Origin of the sequence: Streptomyces tailanensis (assembly GCF_008386495.1) — a bacterium.
GTDB classification, from domain to species: domain Bacteria; phylum Actinomycetota; class Actinomycetes; order Streptomycetales; family Streptomycetaceae; genus Streptomyces; species Streptomyces tailanensis.
Window position 1 is genome coordinate 86752 of sequence record NZ_VTHJ01000034.1, and the last position, 17012, is coordinate 103763.

Genomic DNA, 17012 nt, shown 5'->3' on the forward strand with positions numbered 1-17012 from the left:
AGACCGGCGCTCCTGCGTCGGCTGCCGACGACTCGTGGCCTCAGCAACAGTTCTCGCTCGTCAGAGGCCAGCAGGATGGCTGGAGAGCCAGTCGGCTTGCCGGTCGCGAAGCTCGTCTCGCTCGGCAGTCGTGGTGAGGATGACGTCCGCGCCGCCGTCGTATGGATGGTGGATGCGCCGAAGTCCCGTGTCGGTGATGAACACCTCGACGAGCGCCTCGTCGGCGACCGCGCGGAGCAGGTTGTCGGCGCAGCCGTGCCGCCACCGGCGCCGATCGGCGTAGAGGCGCGTATGGGTGTGGAACTCCGGGTCCGGGTCGTCCTCGTCCGATTCGGTCCACCAGCGGACGCCGTCGGGGTGCAGTCCCTGCCGTGGTGTCGGGTAGCCGGCCGGACCGGCCGGTGTGTACGACCAGTCCATGGTCACGACGAACACTTCCAGACCGGTGAACAGTTCGTCGAGGACCGTGTTGTACCGCTCCAGCACGATCACGTACTCGTCCTCGGACTCCGGGTAACGCTTCGAGCCGGGGAGACTGTGGAAGCGCACCCAGCGATCCGCGTATGTGCTTCGGAACGTGTGGGCGATTGGCGGGCCCGACGGCCGTCGTTCCCTCCACAGCGCTTCCAACAGCGTCGGTGTGACGCCAGTGCTCACCCGTCGGCCTTGGCAATACCGATCGGGCAGGAGACGCCGGTCCCACCCAGCCCGCAGTACCCGGCCGGGTTCTTGTCCAGGTACTGCTGGTGGTAGGCCTCGGCGGGGTAGAAGGTGCGGCCCTCCACCGGGAGGATCTCGGTGGTGATCTTTCCGTAGCCGGAGTCGGTCAGGACCTTCTGGTAGGCCTCGCGGGAGGCCTCGGCGATCGCGGACTGCTGCGGGGTGTGGGTGTAGACGGCGGAGCGGTACTGGGTGCCGACGTCGTTGCCCTGGCGGTAGCCCTGGGTGGGGTCGTGGGACTCCCAGAAGACCTGGAGGAGGCGCTCGTAGGAGATGAGGGAGGGGTCGTAGACGACGCGGACGACCTCGGTGTGACCGGTGAGGCCGGAGCAGACCTCTTCGTAGGTGGGGTTCTCCGTGAAGCCGCCCTGGTAGCCGACCAGGGTCGTCCACACGCCCGCCGGGAGCTGCCAGAACTTCCGCTCCGCGCCCCAGAAGCAGCCGAGACCGAAGTCGGCGGTCTCCAGGTGCTCGGGGTAGGGCCCGAGGAGAGGGGTACCGAGGACGGTGTGGCGGTCGGGCACCGTGAACGGCAGCTCGGCGCGACCACGCAGAGCCTGCTCGGGGGTGGGCAGCTGGGGCGTGCGGCCGAAGAGCATCGGTACTCCTTGGGAACGTACGGACAGACCCGCGCCCTGTGCGGACACGGAAGGGCGGCACCTGGGACAACGTCCCTGATGCCGCCCGAATTCCGCCGCCCGGCCTGCCTGTCCGGCTCGGCCGATTCGGCTCGTTCTATTCAGCCGCCGCCACCGCCTGTGCCGTCGCATTGCGGATACGGCAGTAGTACGCGGCCATCGCCTCCCCGTCGCCCTGGTAGCGCCAGGGCAGGGCGTTGACGTAGCCGTCCACCAGCCGGAACTGTTCGAGCGCGGCGTCGTCCCGGTCCTGGAGGGAGAGGTAGTACGCCAGCAGGTGCCGCAGCTCGGGCAGACGCGGGTGCGTCGGGTCGGCCGCGGCGGCGTCGGCGAGGCCCGCGTCGACCCGGCCGATCATCTTCGGCGTACGGTCGACGCTGTTGTCGTCCGACTTGTCGTGCTCGAAGTGGGCGATCAGCGGGAGGACAGTGAGCAGACTGCCCAGCGGCGCGTCGGCCGCCGCGCGCTCGGCGAAGTCGGTCGCCAGCTTCTCCGAGCCGCGCCACTTCGCACACCAGTACTGCAGCGCCGAGAAGTGGGCCTCGTAGTGGTGCGGGGCGCGCGCGGTGATCTCCGTCCACAGCTTGTCCATCTCGGAGTTCGGGTAGCCGAGGCCGAGGGCCACCCAGATCTCCGTGATGTACGGCGTCGGGTCATCGGGGTTGAGGGCCGCCGCCCGGCCGATCTCCTCGCGGGAACGTTCCAGCATCCGGTGGAAGCCCGTGAACTGCTCACTCGTGGTGTGCTTGGCGAGCTTGCCGCCCCGCAGGTTCCAGGCCAGGATCACCGTGCTGCGGGCCCGTACGACGGCCGCGTCCGGGTCGTCGGGGTGGTCGGACTCCCAGGCGAGCAGCCAGTCGTCCTCCTCGGCCGCGATCTCGGCCAGCAGATACGCGGTCGAGGACCGGCGCTCCCAGTCCCGGCCGATGTCCTGCATCAGCTTGGCGGCCGCCTTCCAGTCGCCGCCGCGCACGGCCGCGAGCGTCGCGTCCACGCCGGCCGGCAGCGGGCCCGCGTACGTGGTGTTCTGCCGCTCGGCGGGCAGCAGCCCCAGCGCCTCGGCGGCGTCCGGATCGGCCTCGTCGCCGCTCGGACGGAAGAACTCCTTGAGGAACACGCCGGCTATCCACAGCGCGAAGAGAACGAACGGCGTGGCCAGAACGGCCAGGACCCACAGCAGTACGGTCATCGCGGGGCGTCCGTTTCTCGGGCGGCGGGGCCATGGGGAGCGGGAGGCGGCAGCAGCGCGCGCAGCGGGCCGGTGTCAGGGTGGTCGGCGACCGCGGCCTCGATCGCGGCGCCGAGGTCGCTCTCGCCGCCGTCCGGAGCGGGCGGCAGATGCACGGAGGCCGGCTCGGACCAGGAGAACTCCCAGCGCAGCCGGGCATGGGCGCTCAGCTCGGCCAGCACCATGCTCTGCAACGCGTCCGCCAGCGCGGGCCGTACGAACTCGCGGAACGCCCGGCCCTGCGCCTCGGCCGCCTGGTCGGACAGCGGCAGCCGCCGCGCCAGCTGCCACAGCTGACCGTCGTCGATCACCTTGAGCAGCGCGGGCAGGCTCGGATGGTCCTTGGTGTACATCGCCAGCGCCCGGTGCAGCGCGGTGTCGAGGGAGGCGAGGTTCGCCGCCATCGAACCGTCCAGCAGCCCCTGCCAGTCGCCGGTCCGCCGGAACCGCAGCACCTCCTCATTGAGGACCGCGTCCTCCAGCGCCGCCAGGGTCCGGTCCGGGTCGGCGAGCAGGCCCAGCGCCGTGCCCTTGCCCTCGTCGGCGCGGCCGTCGGCGGGCAGTGCCTCGACGCGCTCCACGCGGTCGGCGATGGGCGGGTGCGAGTCGTACGGCGATGTCGGCTCGGTCGGCAACTCGGTGCGCAGGCCGACCAGTTCGAGCTGGCGGGCGGTGAGCATGCGGCCGTAGCCGCCGAAGAACTCACCGCGCGGCGGCAGCAGCCGGGCCTCGGAGCCGAGCGTGGCGTAGCTGTTCATGTAGAACCCGAACGCGGCGTCCAGCGCCGGTATCTCGCGCAGCGCCGACGCGGTGGCGTCGCGGCCGGCGATTCGGGCGGCCGCGACGTCGGCGGCGTACTCCTGGCGACGCGAACCGGAGAGCGTGGCGCGGAAGTACAGCTTGGCGTAGCCGATGTAGATCTTCGCCATCGTGCGGTACGTGATGCCCGCGTGCCCGGTGTCGATCTCCTTCGTGTTCTTCCCCTTGGCCGCGGCCTTGGTGTTCTTCTTCTCCTGCCGGGCCCGCTCGCGTCCGGCGGTACGGTCTGCCCGCTCCTCGAAGTGCCCGATGGTGCGCAGCACTTGGGCCCGGCCGCGCACGGTGATCGCGGCGAGCCGGGTGTCGGCGTTCGAGTAGTGGCCCAGCTCGTGGGCGAGGACCCCGCGCAGCTGTGCCTCGGTCAGGCCCTGCAGCAGCGGTACGCCGAGGTACAGGCGGCGCGGGCCGGGCAGCAGGCCGAGCAGCCGGGCGTCCTCGCTGACGGCGGCGTTGACGTCGGGCGTCAGCACGATCCGGGACGGCGCGCGGGTGCCGACTTGGTCGGCCAACTCCCGTACCGTACGCCAAAGTTCGGGCTCATCGGCCTCCGTGACCGGCAGCCCCGGCGGCTCCTCACCCTTCGGCGTCCGCAGCATGAAGAGGCCGCGGATCAGCGGGATCGCCAACAGCACGGAGACCAGGTACAACTTGGCGGCGAGGCCGGACGGAGCATGCAGGTACAGCAGGTAGTCGGCGCCGGCGAGCGCCGCGAGCAGGATCACGCCGAGCAGATAGAAGCCGGCGAGCAGCACAAGAGCGCGCAGCGCGCGCAGGGTCGAGCCCATCGGGCAGAGTTCCCCCCACGGGAAAGATCGCGAACGATCACGAACGATCAATGAAACGGTGAAATCGGGCGGCCGAGGACGTGTCCGCGTCGTGTCCGGGACGTGTCCATGACCAAGAGGTGCGGGGGCGGAGTATTTCCTACGGGCGCGGGGGGTGGCAAGGCCTTACTGGGGGTGGGCCTGGGGCTGTGAGGTTGCTGCGGGGCGGGCCGCGGGCCGTCGGGTACGTGCGGGCCCTCGGTCTTCCGGCCTTCCGGCCTTCAGTGCGGCAACGTCGCCGGACTTCCCCCGTTCGCCTCGTACCCCGCCACCGCCAGCGCCCGGTATATCGCGTAGTCCGCGGCCGGGTCGGAGGTCAGGCTCCAGGGGAGGGCGCCCACGTGGCCGTCGACATGGACGAGCTGGTCCATGGCCTCGGCCCAGCGCTCGCCGCTGACCAGGAAGAAGACCAGCAGATGGCGGACATGGGCCAGCATCGGGTCGTCGGGCCGGGCCTCGTGCACCGCGAACAGGGCGCCGTGGACCGCCTTGGTGACGACCTCGCTCTGATAGAAGCTCCGCACGAGGTTCACCTCGGGCAGGTGCTCGAGCACCGCGAACAGCGGCATGGCCGCGAGCAGTGACCCCTGCGGGGCGCGGGCCGCGGCGGATTCGGCGAACGAGTACGCCAGCTCGCGCGAGCCGTGCCACTTCTCGCACCAGTAGTGCAGGGCGGCCAGATGCGCGCCCATGTGGGCCGGCGCACGATCCAGGATCTTCAGCCAGAGCTGCTCGAACTCCTCGCGGGAGTACGCCAGTCCGCGCGCCACCGACAGCTCGATGATGTACGGGATCGGGTCACCGGGGGCGAGCAGCGCCGCGTCGCCACACGCCGCCCTCGCCTCCTCCATGATGATCCGGAACTCGTCCGTGCCCGGCGTCGAGGTCCGCCACGCCTGCTGCACCAGGAACTCCGCGTGCACCGCCGCCCCGCCCGCGTCCTTGGGCGCCTCGGCCCGCCACACCCGCAGCCACTGGCCACCCGGCGACTCGTCCACCCCGCCGGGCCGCTTGGCAAGCTCCAGCGACGCCGCGCCCGCGAAGGCCTGCACCCGCTGCCACCGAACCTCGCCCTCGGCCTCGGTCCCGGCCAGCAACTGCTTCGCCGCCCGGTAGTCCTGCGACCGCTGCACCACGTCCAGCACGTCCAGCAGATCCTGGTCCGGCCCGGGCATCCGCACGTCCAGCAGCTCCTGCCGCACGAACCCGTAGTTCGCCGGATCCGCCCCGTCCGGATCCCCCGGCAACACCTGCCGCAAACCGGCCCGCCTACGCGCCACGACCGGCCACATCACGAACCCGATCATGAGCAGAGCCATCAGCCCCCAGAGAATCTCCATACGACAAGGTTTCCAGACCCCACCGACAATTGGCGAACGCCCCCGCCCCCCTGTGGAAAACCCCCGGCACCTGGGGCGCGGGGCCGTGACATACGCGGCTGCGCCGCGTGGGCGTGACCAGCCACGACGGACCCCGCAGCTCTTCGAAGCGGGCCGCAACCCCAACAGGGGCGCGGGTCTGTGACATGTGCGGCTCCGCCGCGCGGCCGCGACCAGCCACGACGGACCCGCAGCCCTTTGAAGCAGCCGCAACCACAACAGGGGCGCGGGGAACTGCGCGACCAGCCACAAACAACCCGCACTCGCCGAATCACAGTCGCCCCCCGAGCTATCAGGCGCCCCAGCCGCACGCGCCAAACCACAGTGCTCCCCGAGCTATCACGCGCCCCACCACCGCCGGACCACCCTCCACCCCCCGAGCCACAAGTCACCCCGCAGCCGAGCGGAGCGCTTACGCTCGGTACCCATGAGCGACACCCACATCAGCCAGCACTTCGAGACCCTCGCGATCCACGCCGGCAACACCGCGGATCCCCTCACCGGCGCGGTCGTCCCGCCGATCTATCAGGTCTCGACCTACAAGCAGGACGGCGTAGGAGGCCTGCGCGGCGGCTACGAGTACAGCCGCAGCGCCAACCCCACCCGCACCGCGCTGGAGGAGAACCTCGCCGCCCTGGAGGGCGGCCGCCGCGGCCTCGCGTTCGCGTCCGGACTGGCGGCCGAGGACTGCCTGTTGCGTACGCTCCTCAGCCCCGGCGACCACGTGGTCATCCCCAACGACGCCTACGGCGGCACGTTCCGCCTCTTCGCGAAGGTCGTCTCCCGCTGGGGCGTGGACTGGTCGGTGGCCGACACCAGCGACCCCATCGCCGTACGGGCCGCCCTCACCCCGAAGACCAAGGTCGTCTGGGTGGAGACCCCCTCCAACCCGCTGCTCGGCATCACCGACATCCCCGCCGTCGCCCAGATCGCCCGCGAGGCCGGCGCGAAGCTGGTCGTCGACAACACCTTCGCCACGCCCTACCTCCAGCAGCCGCTCGCGCTCGGCGCGGACGCCGTCGTGCACTCGCTCACCAAGTACATGGGCGGTCACTCCGACGTCGTCGGCGGCGCCCTGATCGTCGGCGACCAGGAACTCGGCGAGGAACTGGCGTACCACCAGAACGCGATGGGCGCCGTCGCCGGCCCCTTCGACTCCTGGCTGGTGCTGCGCGGCACCAAGACGCTCGCCGTCCGCATGGACCGCCACAGCGAGAACGCCACCAAGATCGCCGAGATGCTGACCCGGCACCCGCGCGTGTCGCGCGTGCTGTACCCGGGCCTGCCCGAGCACCCCGGCCACGAGGTCGCCGCCAAGCAGATGAAGGCGTTCGGCGGCATGGTGTCGTTCCAGGTCACGGGCGGCGAGGAGGCAGCCGTCGCGGTCTGCGACCGTGCCAAGGTGTTCACCCTCGGTGAGTCCCTGGGCGGCGTCGAGTCCCTGATCGAGCACCCGGGCCGCATGACCCACGCCTCCGCGGCCGGCTCCGCCCTGGAGGTCCCCGCCGACCTCGTACGCCTCTCCGTCGGCATCGAGAACGTCGACGACCTCTTGGAGGACCTCCAGCAGGCCCTGGGCTAGGCCTCCCCGAAAGGGGCGTCGCTCTCCGAAAGTGATGCCACTCCCCGACGAGGACGTCGCTCCCCGAAGGGGATGGCGTTTCCCGAAGAAGACGGCGCTACCCGAAGGGGAAGTCGCTTCCCGACGCCGACGAGGACGTCGCTTCCGAAGGGGACGCCCTTCCCCGAAGGGCGCACCGCTCACCACCCAGTCAGCGGTGGAGTCGTCTCCGACGGCGGCTCCACCCACGGCCGGGCCATCGTCGCCCACACGACGAACGCGATCACCGCGGCCAGCAGCACCAGCCACATCAGCTGCCGGGCCGCCGTCCGGCGCCGCAGCATACGACCACCGCGCCGCATCGCGTCCGCGCACAACTCGGGCGGCACCTGGACCGGCCGGCGCTCCAGGATCTGCCGTACGGCGGCCTCCCGACCCCGCTGATTCATGACGGCGCCACCTCCACCACCTTGGGGACGGCCTTACGCGGGGGATGCAGGACCGTCGCCATCGCCCGCAGACAGATCGCCCGTACGCGTTCGGCGGGCAGCCCGAGCAGTGCCGCCGTCTGCTCCTCGGCGACCCCCTCGTACAGCCGGAGGACGAGGACCAGTCGCTCCTGAGGGCTGAGCATGCCCAGGACGCCGCCCGGGGGAGGGCGGAACAGACCGTGCCGGTGCCATGCCCCACGGGCGAATCGGACGGCCAGTCGCCGCCGGGTGCGGTCGTACGGGTCCTCGCCGCGCAATCGGTCCCAGGTGGCGTAGGTGTGGGCGAGGGCGTGGGTCAACAGCCGCCGCGCGCGCGGGTTGTCGTTCGGTGGCTCCGCCGTGAGCAGGGTGGCGGTCTGCAGCAGCCGCCCCGCCGCACCCGCGACGAACGCCTCGAAGTCCCGTGCTCTGCGGGCGCCTTGGGCCACGCGTCGTTCTCGCACCGCGCCTCCCGCCCGAGACGGAATCCTGAAGGAAACACCCAGTCTCATATGAGGCCAGGAGCGGGTGCTGGGTCAAGAGCCGGGCAGCACGCGCGTACGCGCATACGCGTGTGCCCGTACGGGGCGGCACGCGCGTGCCCGTGCGCGACCGCGGGGCGGGGGGCGGGGGCTCAGGACGGAGTCGGTGCCTCCGGGGCGGCCGCCATGCGCGCCGAGAGCGCGGTGTTGAAGCGGGTCAGGAGGGAGCAGAACGCCTCGCGCTCCTCGGGGGTCCAGTCCTGGGTCAGCTCGGCCATCAACTGGCGCCTGGAGGAACGTACCTCCTCAAGCCGGGAGAGCCCGCGCGGAGAGAGCTGGAGCACCACCGCGCGGCCGTCCTCCGGGTGCGAGGTGCGCTTGACGAGACCGGTGTCCACGAGCGGCGCCACCTGACGGGTGACCGTCGACGAGTCGATGCCCATGCTCGCCGCGAGCGCCTTGACGCCCATCGGCCCTTCTTTGTCGAGGCGGTTGAGCAGCAGGTACGCGGCGCGGTCCATGGAGTTGCGCACCTGCCCGACGCCGCCGAGCCGGGTCTGTTCGGCACGGCGCGCGAACACCGCGACCTCGTGCTGCAGCGTGTCGAGAAGACCGGTGTCACCGACGGTCGTCATGTCCATCGACATTTCAGGTGTTGTGGGCATGGCCAAAGGCTCAATTCATGCGTGGGGCGCTGGGTTGGGGGACAGAGTACGCGGACCGACCGCAGGCTGTACCGACGCCGCTGAAACCCGTCCCGGGGGTTGGTCACAACCGCGCCACCCCGCTGTGAACTGCGAGACTGGTGTCATGAGCTACAGCACGGCTGACTCCTTGCCGCGGGTGACGCTCGACGATGTGCGAGGCGCCCAGAAGATGCTCACGGGCATCTCACGTGTCACCGCGATGGAGGGCAGCAGGCACCTGACGCAGCTCGTCGGGGCGCCGGTGCACTTCAAGTGCGAGAACCTCCAGCGGACGGGCTCCTTCAAGCTGCGCGGCGCATACGTGCGTATCGCGGGCCTGCTGCCCGAGCAGCGCGCCGCGGGGGTCGTCGCCGCGAGCGCCGGCAACCACGCCCAGGGCGTCGCCCTCGCCTCCTCGCTGCTCGGCGTACGCTCCACGGTCTTCATGCCGAAGGGCGCCCCCTTGCCGAAGATCAGTGCCACCGAGGAGTACGGCGCCGAAGTGCGCCTGCACGGCACGGTGGTCGACGAGACGCTGGCCGCGGCCCAGGAGTACGCGGCCGAGACGGGCGCGGTGTTCATCCACCCCTTCGACCACCACGACATCATCGCCGGCCAGGGCACGGTGGGCCTGGAGATCCTGGAGCAGTGCCCCGAGGTGCGCACGATCGTCGTCGGCATCGGCGGCGGCGGACTCGCCGCGGGCATCGCGGTCGCGGTGAAGTCGCTGCGCCCGGACGTCCGGATCATCGGCGTCCAGGCGGAGGGCGCGGCCGCCTACCCGCCCTCGCTCGCGGCCGGGATGCCCGTGGCCGTCGCGAACCCGGCGACGATGGCCGACGGCATCAGGGTCGGCCGCCCCGGGGACGTGCCGTTCGAGATCATCGCCGAACTGGTCGACGAGGTCCGCACGGTTTCGGAGTACAACCTCTCCAGCGCCCTGCTGCTCTGTCTGGAGCGGGCCAAGCTGGTCGTGGAGCCGGCCGGCGCCAGCCCCGTCGCGGCCCTGCTGCGTGAGCCGCGCTCCTTCGAGGGCCCGGTCGTCGCGGTGCTCTCCGGTGGCAACGTCGACCCGCTGCTGTTGCAGCGCGTCCTGCGCCACGGCATGGCCGCCGGCGGCCGCTACCTGCAGGTTCGCCTCCGCCTCACCGACCGCCCCGGCGCCCTCGCGACGCTGCTGGGGGTGTTGTCAGTGGTCGACGCCAATGTCCTCGACGTGAGCCATGTCCGGACCGATCCCCGGCTCGGGCTCACGGAGGTGGAGGTCGAGCTGCACCTGGAGACGAGGGGGCCGGCGCACTGCGCCGAGGTCGGTCTCGCACTCCGCGAGGCGGGCTACACGGTCATCGAGTCAACTACCCGTAGCTAGAGCCAATGCCGCGTAGTTAAGCCGCAGGTGGGCTGGTCAAGGGCTGGCTCTGATCGCTGTGGATCCATGCTNCAATGCCGCGTAGTTAAGCCGCAGGTGGGCTGGTCAAGGGCTGGCTCTGATCGCTGTGGATCCATGCTGAGGCGAGCGTGTAGGTGCCGCGGCCTACTTTGTGCAGGAGCCCGTCCTTGGCCCAGTGACTCAGTTGAGCGCACAGACTGCGGAAGTGGGTGTACTCGAGTGCTTGGGCGATTTCCCGGGCTCGCCAGGGCCGGTGGGGGTCGGTGCGCAGGAGCTGGAGGGTGCGGTTTTTGCAGTCGCTCCTGGTGGGAGCGGTTGTCTGTTCCCGTGGAGCCCTCTGCTCAGCCGGTCGAGGTGTACCCGTGGCGGGTCGGGGGTGGATATCGATGGCCAGTCGGGTGATGTTCCGGCTGGTCAGCGGCCATGTCTCGGTTGGTTTGGCGGGATAGCGCGACATGGGGCACTTCACGGTGCGGGCGCTGATGCGCAGGCGGCGTGCGGGCAGTGGAGCGGCCAGGACGGCCTCGGTGATGGCGCTGTGCTTGGTGGCGGGCTCAGCCGGGGGCAGGACACCGCCGGCTGTGATGACCTGGTCGCGGGCGGCCTGGAGGGCGGCGGTGAAGCTCGCCCGGTCGGGATCGACGCCCGTCACGGATTCGACGGCGTCCACCATGGCGCTGCGCAATGCCTGGTAGAGCGTGAGGAGCGCCCAGATTTCCTGTTCGAGTCCGGACGGATCGCAGGAGCGCAGCACCCGGCCGGTGAGCAGGGTATGACGCAGGGAGTAGAACGCTGATTCCACTTCCCAGCGTTCGTGGTAGAGGCGCACGAGGGCATCGGCCGGATCGGCACGATGGTCGAGCAGGGTGGTGGCCAGCCGGTAGTGGTCGCCGACCTGTCGACCGTCGCTGGTGGTCACGGTGATATGGGCTTCGATGATGCGGAGTTTGAGGCCGCCGAGGAGGGTGAGGAAGGATCCGTCGGGCAGGGTGGCCAGCACTGCGGGGCGTCGCCTGGGGTTGAGCCGGACGAGCAGCTGAGCGCCGGTGTCGGCTGCCGAGTTGAGGAAGCCGTCTGCGTCGAAGCCGCGGTCGGCCAGCAGCAGCATCTTCGTGGACAGCAGTGGCAGCAGTCGTGATGCGTAGGCTGTCTCGCCGGTGCTGGTGGGTCCGAAGACCGCGCCGATCAGTCCACGGGTTCCCGTCTCGCACAGGGCCATCAGCCGCAAGGCGGGATAGCCGGCCAGGCCCCAGTGATGTCGGATCTTGCCCAGGAGAGCGCGGATGCGCGGCTGGTCGGGGGCCTTGAGCGAGCCGCAGCCGTCGAAGGCCACGGTCCGCCAGCGCCGGTAACACACACCGGGCGTCGACGGCTGGGCCAGCGGCCCGGCCAGTACTTCGAACAGCGTCTTCAGCGGCGCGGGGCCCAGGCGTCGGCGCAGGTCCCGCAGCGCCTTCTCCGAGGGACGGTGCAGTTGCAGCCCGTGCAATCCGGCGACCAGCTTGTCCCATACCCGTGCGTATCCAAGGGACGGGAACAGGGCCAGTGCCAGGAGGAAGTACATCCCGACACGTGAGGGAAGGCACCGCAGCCGCTTGTGGGTGGTACGGGTCTGGGCCAGGACGTCGTCAACGAGTTCGAAAGGAACGTACTGGGTGAGCTCACCCAGGTGTCCGGGAGCGAAGACGCCTTCGGCGACCGTGATGGTGCGGGTGAGCGTGGAGATGGCAGACTGGCCGGGCAACGGGACCTCTCGTGGCAGGAAGATCTTGGTCGGTTTCCCTGCTCTACCAGAGGTCCCGTCTTCGTACCGACCCAAGCCCAGCCCAACTTGACCGACCCACCCTGCGGCTTAACTACGCGGCATTGNGTCTTCGTACCGACCCAAGCCCAGCCCAACTTGACCGACCCACCCTGCGGCTTAACTACGCGGCATTGGCTTTAGCGACGGGTAGTTGACATACGCCTGGTAGACGCTCTCCCGCGTCCAGTCCTTGTTCTCACCGCGCAGCGGCCACGAGGAGACGTCGTTGCTGTTGATGACCTTGTGGAAGTCGGTGGGGGACGCGGCGTCCTGCTGACGGATGAACTCCGCCGCCACCCGGGCCGTGTAGACGCGGCGCAGATCGGCGTAGCGCGGGTCGGTGTTCACCCGCCGCTCGACCTCGGGCATGATCAGCCGGTTCATACGGTCCTCGGTGGCCTTCTTCTCGGCCTCGTCGAACCGACGCCAGGCCCTCGTACACACCGGTCAACCGCCTGTGCGGAATCCTCGACGCGGACGGCGGAAGCCTCGTCGGCGACCTCGACATCTACACGCCGGAGGAGTGATCGCCGGGCTCTCCGGCGCTCGGCCGACCCTGCGGGACCGTACCCGGCGCAGCGAAAGGCCCGCCGAACCGGCATGGTTCGGCGGGCCTTTGATGTGGTGTCAGGCTCCCGGTGGCGGGACCCGAGTCGGTCGGCCCGCGCCCCGCGTCAGCGAGTACCCGCCGATGCCGGCCAGCGCGGCGAGCACCGCGCCGATCGCCGTCCAGACCCAGCGGTCGCTCCACCAGCCCGACGCCCAGCCGTCTTCCGGTTCGAGGGAGGAGAGGACGGCCTTCGTCGAGGATTCCTCGTCCTCGTCCTGTTGCGAGGTCACCGCGATGCCCGGCACCAGCGGCTGCGCCAGCGAACCGTCCACCGCCGCCGAACCGCCGATGTCCTTGGAATCGGCCCCGACCTCGACACCGACCGGCAACCCGAGATCGGCCGTGGCCAGCCGGATCGTGGTCAGGCGGATGTAGTACGTGCCCGGCAGCGGGTCGTCGGACCACTGCTCCGACCAGGCGCGCACCGTACGCAGGGTGCAGGACAGCTCCACGGAGGTGGCCTCCGCTCCGGCGGTGCGGGTCTGCGCGCCGTACTGGCAGGCCTGGCGGCGCCGCAGTCCGTCGTACACGTCGAGCTGCCAGGTGGAGGAGGACTGGGCCGCCTCGGGCAGCTTGACCGTCGCCCGCACGGTGGGCCGGCCTCCGGCGTCCGCCGGGAACGACCAGTACAGGTAGTCGCCGGTCGAGGCGCTCGCCGTGGCGGTCCGGCCCTGCTCGAACTCCGCCGCCGTACGGAAGGAGGTGCCCGCCTCGGTGGGAGCGTCACCGTCGGCCGAGGGGCTCGCCGAAGGGGTCGAGTCGGCCACCGCCGGGGACACCGCCAGGCCCAGCGTCAGCAGGGCCGCGCTCAACACACGTGTGATCCGCATCAGTTGGTCCTCCAGACCGCGACACGCCAGCGCGACAGCCAGCCCCACAGCACACCCGCCAGGAAACCGACGAGCACCAGCACGCCGAGCAGCCACCAGCCGCGGCCGAGGCCGAAGGAGGCCACGTCGCTCGCCTGGTCGGGACCGCCCACGACGTCGACGGTGATTTCGAGCGGCAGACCGGGCGTGGTCTTCACACCGCTCGCGGGCGAGTAGGAGTTGGTCACCTGGAGGCACACGCTCTCGGCGACGTCCTCCTCTGCTGGGTCCTCTGCGTTCTCGGCCTCCGGCTTCGGGTAGCGCAGGCCCGTCGAGATGACATCGGTACGGCCGGTGCCCGCCGCCTCGCCGCGTACGATCTCGCGGTTCTTGACGGTCACCGCCCGCAGCAGCACCCCGTAGTCGGGATTGACCTCGCGGTCGGCCGCCACGCTCACCGAGGCGCGCAGTTCCTGGCCCGGCTTCACGTCCACGCGGTACCAGCGCTGCTGCCCGAACTCCTCGCGGTCGGTGTACAGACCCGACGTGAGCGTGGGCGCCTTCGCGCACGTCTCGGCGCCCTCGACGGCCTTCGGCACGACGACCGGGTCGGCGGCGCGGTCGACCAACTGGTTGACTCGGTCGGTGAGTTCGTCGCGGTGCTCGATCGAGGTGTACGAGCCGCCGGTCGCCTCGGCGATGCAGCTCAACTGGACGCGCATCTTGGCGTTGGGCACCAGGCCGAGCGTGTCGATGGTCAGGCCGATGCCCTTCGCCGCGATCTCGCGGGCCACCTCGCACGGGTCCAGCGGAGCGCAGGTGTCCTCGCCGTCACTGATCAGCACGATGCGCTTGGTGCCCTCGCCGCCCTCCAGGTCGTCGGCCGCCTTCAGCAGCGCGGGACCGATCGGGGTCCAGCCGGTCGGTGCGAGCGTGGCCACCGCCGCCTTCGCCTCGGTACGGTCCAGTGGTCCCACCGGGTAGAGCTGCGCGGTGTCCTTGCAGCCCGTCTTGCGGTCGTCGCCCGGGTAGTTCGCGCCCAGGGTGCGGATGCCGAGCAGGACCTCCTCGGGCGTGGCGTCCAGTACCTCGTTGAACGCCTGCTTCGCCGCGGCCATCCGGGACTGCCCGTCGATGTCCTTGGCCCGCATCGAACCGCTCACGTCCAGCAGGAGGTTGACCTTGGGCGCGGTGGCCGTGGTCTCGTCGGCGACGGCCGTGGACGGGACGGCGATCCCGACCGTCAGGGCGGCGAGCAGGGCGAATACCCCTGCCGCCAGCCGTTGTCTTGTGATCATCGGCGGATCCTATTGATCCATGGGGTCACCGTTCAAAACGTGTCCAGCTGTTGACGAACCGTTCACCGCAGCGGGTTCGGCACCTCCGCCCAGATGTCCCCCTCCCGCTCCGGCGACAGCCGCATCAGCGTGTACGCCTTCGTGGGCACCGGCCCGTCCAGCAGTGCCGCGAGATCGGGGGTGCGGGGCAGATCGCGTACGACGGTGGAGAGGGCCTCACGCAGGGCCGGCGTCGAGCCGGCCGTCACCCCCAGGGCGCCCGCGATCAGTCCTGCGAACAGCTTGCGGCGCAGCGCGGTCTCGTCGTCCGTGACGATGCGGCCGGAGAGGGCCGGGGCGGGGATGCCGTGGCGGGCGAGGCGGGCCGGACTGACCCGGATGTCGGCCAGGTCGCGGTAGACGAGGCGGAGCGGGGCTCCCGTGGGGGACAGGATCACCAGGAGGTTCTGGCTGTGTGCCTCCAGGGCCACGCCCAGGTCGAGCAGACGGAGACAGGCCGTGAGGGCGAGCCGGGTGAAGTCGGCGAGCCAGGAGGGTTTTTGGGACAGGCCGGTCGTCGTCAGGGCCCGAACCGGGACGACATGCTCACCGGTCGCCGCGTACGTCTGGGGCGACTCGCGCAGCACGGCTGCCAGATCAGGGGAGTGGGCGGTGACGGCACCCAGGGTGCGGGTGATGTGCAGCAGGCCGTCCGTGTGGGTGGCGATGTCCTCGGCGAACGCGGAGACCGTCTGGGATGTCTTGACCGAGTAGACCGAGATGTCCCGGACGAAGGAGGTGAGTCGGGCGCTGAAGGCGGTCTTGATGTGCGGACCGTCGGGTAGGGCGAAGGTGCGCAGGGACATCAGAGGATGTGCCGAAACGCCTTCTCGCAAGGGGAACTTGAGGACGTGCTCGGCCTGCCAGGGATGGACCGGGATCAGTACCCGGTCCCCGTCGCGGAACCGCTCCGGCCATGCGCCCACGACCAGGCAGTCATCCGCCTCGGCCAGCCCCAGATGCACGACCGGCCGGTGCTCCGGGCCGTAGGCGAGCTGCTCGGCCACAGAAAACTGGGGCCGAGAGCGGCAGTTGGGGTGGAGGGGATGGCCGTCGACCACCCGCTGCTCCCACTCCCAGCTCGTCACGGGCGCCGGGGCGTCCTCCGGCTGGTTCGCTCGGGAGAGCGCCAACGAGGCGACGCTGTGGTCGAGCTCGGCCGCGAAAGCGGAACCGTGCGGGACGGCCAGGGCCGTCATGAGGTGTGCCGGACGGTCGTACGGCCTGTTGTCGAGCCGCACTTCGGTGACGTACTCGGCCATGGAGTACGCATCCGCGTGCGGACCGTGCAGCCGGCGCCCGTCGGCCAGGTGCAGCGTGAGTCCGTCGCGGCCCGGCTCGCGGCGCGTGACCCAGGGCAGCGGTTCGTAGGCGAGCGCCCGCCACAGCCGGGACAGCACGGCCGCCCGGGCGCCGGGGAGCGCGGCCTCGTACGGCAGGGTCAGATCGGGGCGGGCGGCGGCCAGCTCGGCGCCGAGCACCGCCTCGGCATCGGACAACGGACGACGGTCCACGGGCGGACTCCTCGGGTGCGGGTACGGACTCGGGCTGGTACGGGGACAGTGACGCGACGGCGTATGACCACTGCCCGTACCGCTTCGTCGCGACGCATGACGGCAGACATACTGATCACGAATACACCGTATGGAACGAATGGACCCCGTGGACGCCAATCCGCCCCGCGACGCCATCGGCACCGCCGCCGACGCCCACGCCGCCGCACCGCTGCTCAACTGTCTCCTGCGGGAGCTGGGCGAGCCCGTCGAGGCGGGCGGGGGCGACGCGGAGCATGTGGTGCCGGGCGCGACCGGCGCCACTGGAGTGCACCGGCTCAGGGCCAGCGGTCGTCTCCTGCGCGTACGCGGTACTCGCCGCCCCACCTGCCCCGAGGTGCTCACGGACGGCACCTGGCATCCCCTCACCCACACCGAACTCGTCAAACTCACCGCCGAGGAACTCCGCCTCCTCACCGGCCTGTCCAACCCCGAACTGCCCGCCGAGATGCTCGACAGCCGTGAGGCCGTGGCCGCCATCCTCACCGCCCGCGCCCGCGCGACGGCGCCCGAGGACCCGTACCGTCTCTCCGAGCAGTCCCTGATCACCGGGCACCCGTACCACCCCGCCCCCAAGGCCCGCGGCGGCCCGCCCGCCGCCTGGCTGCCGTACGCGCCCGAGGCGTACGCCGCCTTCCCCCTGATCCTGCTCGGGGTCCGCGAGGACACGGTGGTCGAGGAGGGTGACACCGCCGTCCTCGA

16 protein-coding genes are annotated in these 17012 nt (G+C 70.8%); 3 read left to right on the forward strand and 13 right to left on the reverse strand.

Translation table 11 applies throughout. The annotated features are described in order from the left end of the window. Window positions 1–60: 60 nt before the first annotated feature. From F3T56_RS25980 to F3T56_RS26000, 5 genes are all read right to left on the reverse strand, one after another. Entirely contained in the window at window positions 61–549 is a 489-nt protein-coding gene (locus tag F3T56_RS25980) for a DUF3885 domain-containing protein (protein ID WP_149827784.1), read from the reverse strand. Window positions 550–653: 104 nt separating this feature from the next. Continuing rightward, window positions 654–1319 (reverse strand): peptide-methionine (S)-S-oxide reductase MsrA, encoded by a 666-nt coding sequence (gene msrA, locus F3T56_RS25985; RefSeq protein WP_149827785.1) that lies wholly within the window; start codon window positions 1317–1319, stop codon window positions 654–656. Between the two features lie 136 nt (window positions 1320–1455). Continuing rightward, entirely contained in the window at window positions 1456–2547 is a 1092-nt protein-coding gene (locus F3T56_RS25990; RefSeq protein ID WP_149827786.1) for a hypothetical protein, read from the reverse strand. Next, on the reverse strand, window positions 2544–4190 hold the full coding sequence (locus F3T56_RS25995; RefSeq protein WP_149827787.1) for a M48 family metalloprotease: 1647 nt from the start codon (window positions 4188–4190) through the stop codon (window positions 2544–2546). The genes F3T56_RS25990 and F3T56_RS25995 overlap by 4 nt, the downstream gene beginning before the upstream one ends. A gap of 260 nt (window positions 4191–4450) precedes the next feature. After that, window positions 4451–5569: a hypothetical protein gene (locus F3T56_RS26000; RefSeq protein ID WP_149827788.1), complete on the reverse strand. Its 1119-nt coding sequence runs from the start codon at window positions 5567–5569 to the stop codon at window positions 4451–4453. Between the two features lie 466 nt (window positions 5570–6035). Between F3T56_RS26000 and F3T56_RS26010 the strand changes: the two genes are divergently transcribed. Then, window positions 6036–7190: a cystathionine gamma-synthase gene (locus F3T56_RS26010; RefSeq protein ID WP_149827790.1), complete on the forward strand. Its 1155-nt coding sequence runs from the start codon at window positions 6036–6038 to the stop codon at window positions 7188–7190. A 179-nt stretch (window positions 7191–7369) separates the two neighbouring features. Here F3T56_RS26010 and F3T56_RS26015 read toward each other — a convergent pair whose 3' ends face one another. From F3T56_RS26015 to F3T56_RS26025, 3 genes are all read right to left on the reverse strand, one after another. After that, window positions 7370–7618: a hypothetical protein gene (locus F3T56_RS26015; RefSeq protein WP_149827791.1), complete on the reverse strand. Its 249-nt coding sequence runs from the start codon at window positions 7616–7618 to the stop codon at window positions 7370–7372. Beyond that, entirely contained in the window at window positions 7615–8103 is a 489-nt protein-coding gene (locus F3T56_RS26020; protein ID WP_172639139.1) for a sigma factor-like helix-turn-helix DNA-binding protein, read from the reverse strand. Before F3T56_RS26020 ends, F3T56_RS26015 begins: the two co-directional genes overlap by 4 nt. Before the next feature lie 170 nt (window positions 8104–8273). Further along, a complete protein-coding gene (locus tag F3T56_RS26025) occupies window positions 8274–8768 on the reverse strand; it encodes a MarR family winged helix-turn-helix transcriptional regulator (protein WP_172639147.1) in 495 nt (164 codons plus the stop codon). 163 nt (window positions 8769–8931) lie between these two features. On the opposite strand from F3T56_RS26025, the gene ilvA reads away from it, so the two are divergent. Continuing rightward, complete coding sequence (ilvA, locus tag F3T56_RS26030) at window positions 8932–10176, forward strand: threonine ammonia-lyase (protein WP_149827792.1); 1245 nt, start codon at window positions 8932–8934, stop codon at window positions 10174–10176. A gap of 85 nt (window positions 10177–10261) precedes the next feature. On the opposite strand, the gene F3T56_RS26035 is transcribed toward ilvA, so the two are convergent. From F3T56_RS26035 to F3T56_RS26055, 5 genes are all read right to left on the reverse strand, one after another. Further along, complete coding sequence (locus F3T56_RS26035) at window positions 10262–11941, reverse strand: IS4 family transposase (protein WP_172639140.1); 1680 nt, start codon at window positions 11939–11941, stop codon at window positions 10262–10264. A 177-nt stretch (window positions 11942–12118) separates the two neighbouring features. Then, the gene (locus F3T56_RS26040; RefSeq protein ID WP_149827794.1) at window positions 12119–12445 is read right to left on the reverse strand and encodes a hypothetical protein; all 327 of its coding nucleotides are present in this window, start codon (window positions 12443–12445) and stop codon (window positions 12119–12121) included. Window positions 12446–12628: 183 nt separating this feature from the next. Further along, window positions 12629–13441, reverse strand: a complete 813-nt coding sequence (locus F3T56_RS26045) for a hypothetical protein (RefSeq protein WP_149827795.1) — start codon at window positions 13439–13441, stop codon at window positions 12629–12631. After that, window positions 13441–14718 (reverse strand): VWA domain-containing protein, encoded by a 1278-nt coding sequence (locus F3T56_RS26050; protein WP_149827796.1) that lies wholly within the window; start codon window positions 14716–14718, stop codon window positions 13441–13443. The genes F3T56_RS26045 and F3T56_RS26050 overlap by 1 nt, the downstream gene beginning before the upstream one ends. A gap of 62 nt (window positions 14719–14780) precedes the next feature. Next, window positions 14781–16271 carry an IucA/IucC family protein gene (locus F3T56_RS26055; RefSeq protein ID WP_149827797.1) on the reverse strand — a complete coding sequence of 497 codons (1491 nt, stop codon included), beginning with the start codon at window positions 16269–16271 and terminating at the stop codon, window positions 14781–14783. Window positions 16272–16401: 130 nt separating this feature from the next. Here F3T56_RS26055 and F3T56_RS26060 point away from each other — a divergent pair. Then, the coding region (locus tag F3T56_RS26060; RefSeq protein ID WP_425473621.1) for an IucA/IucC family protein at window positions 16402–17012 on the forward strand (611 nt) is incomplete at its 3' end.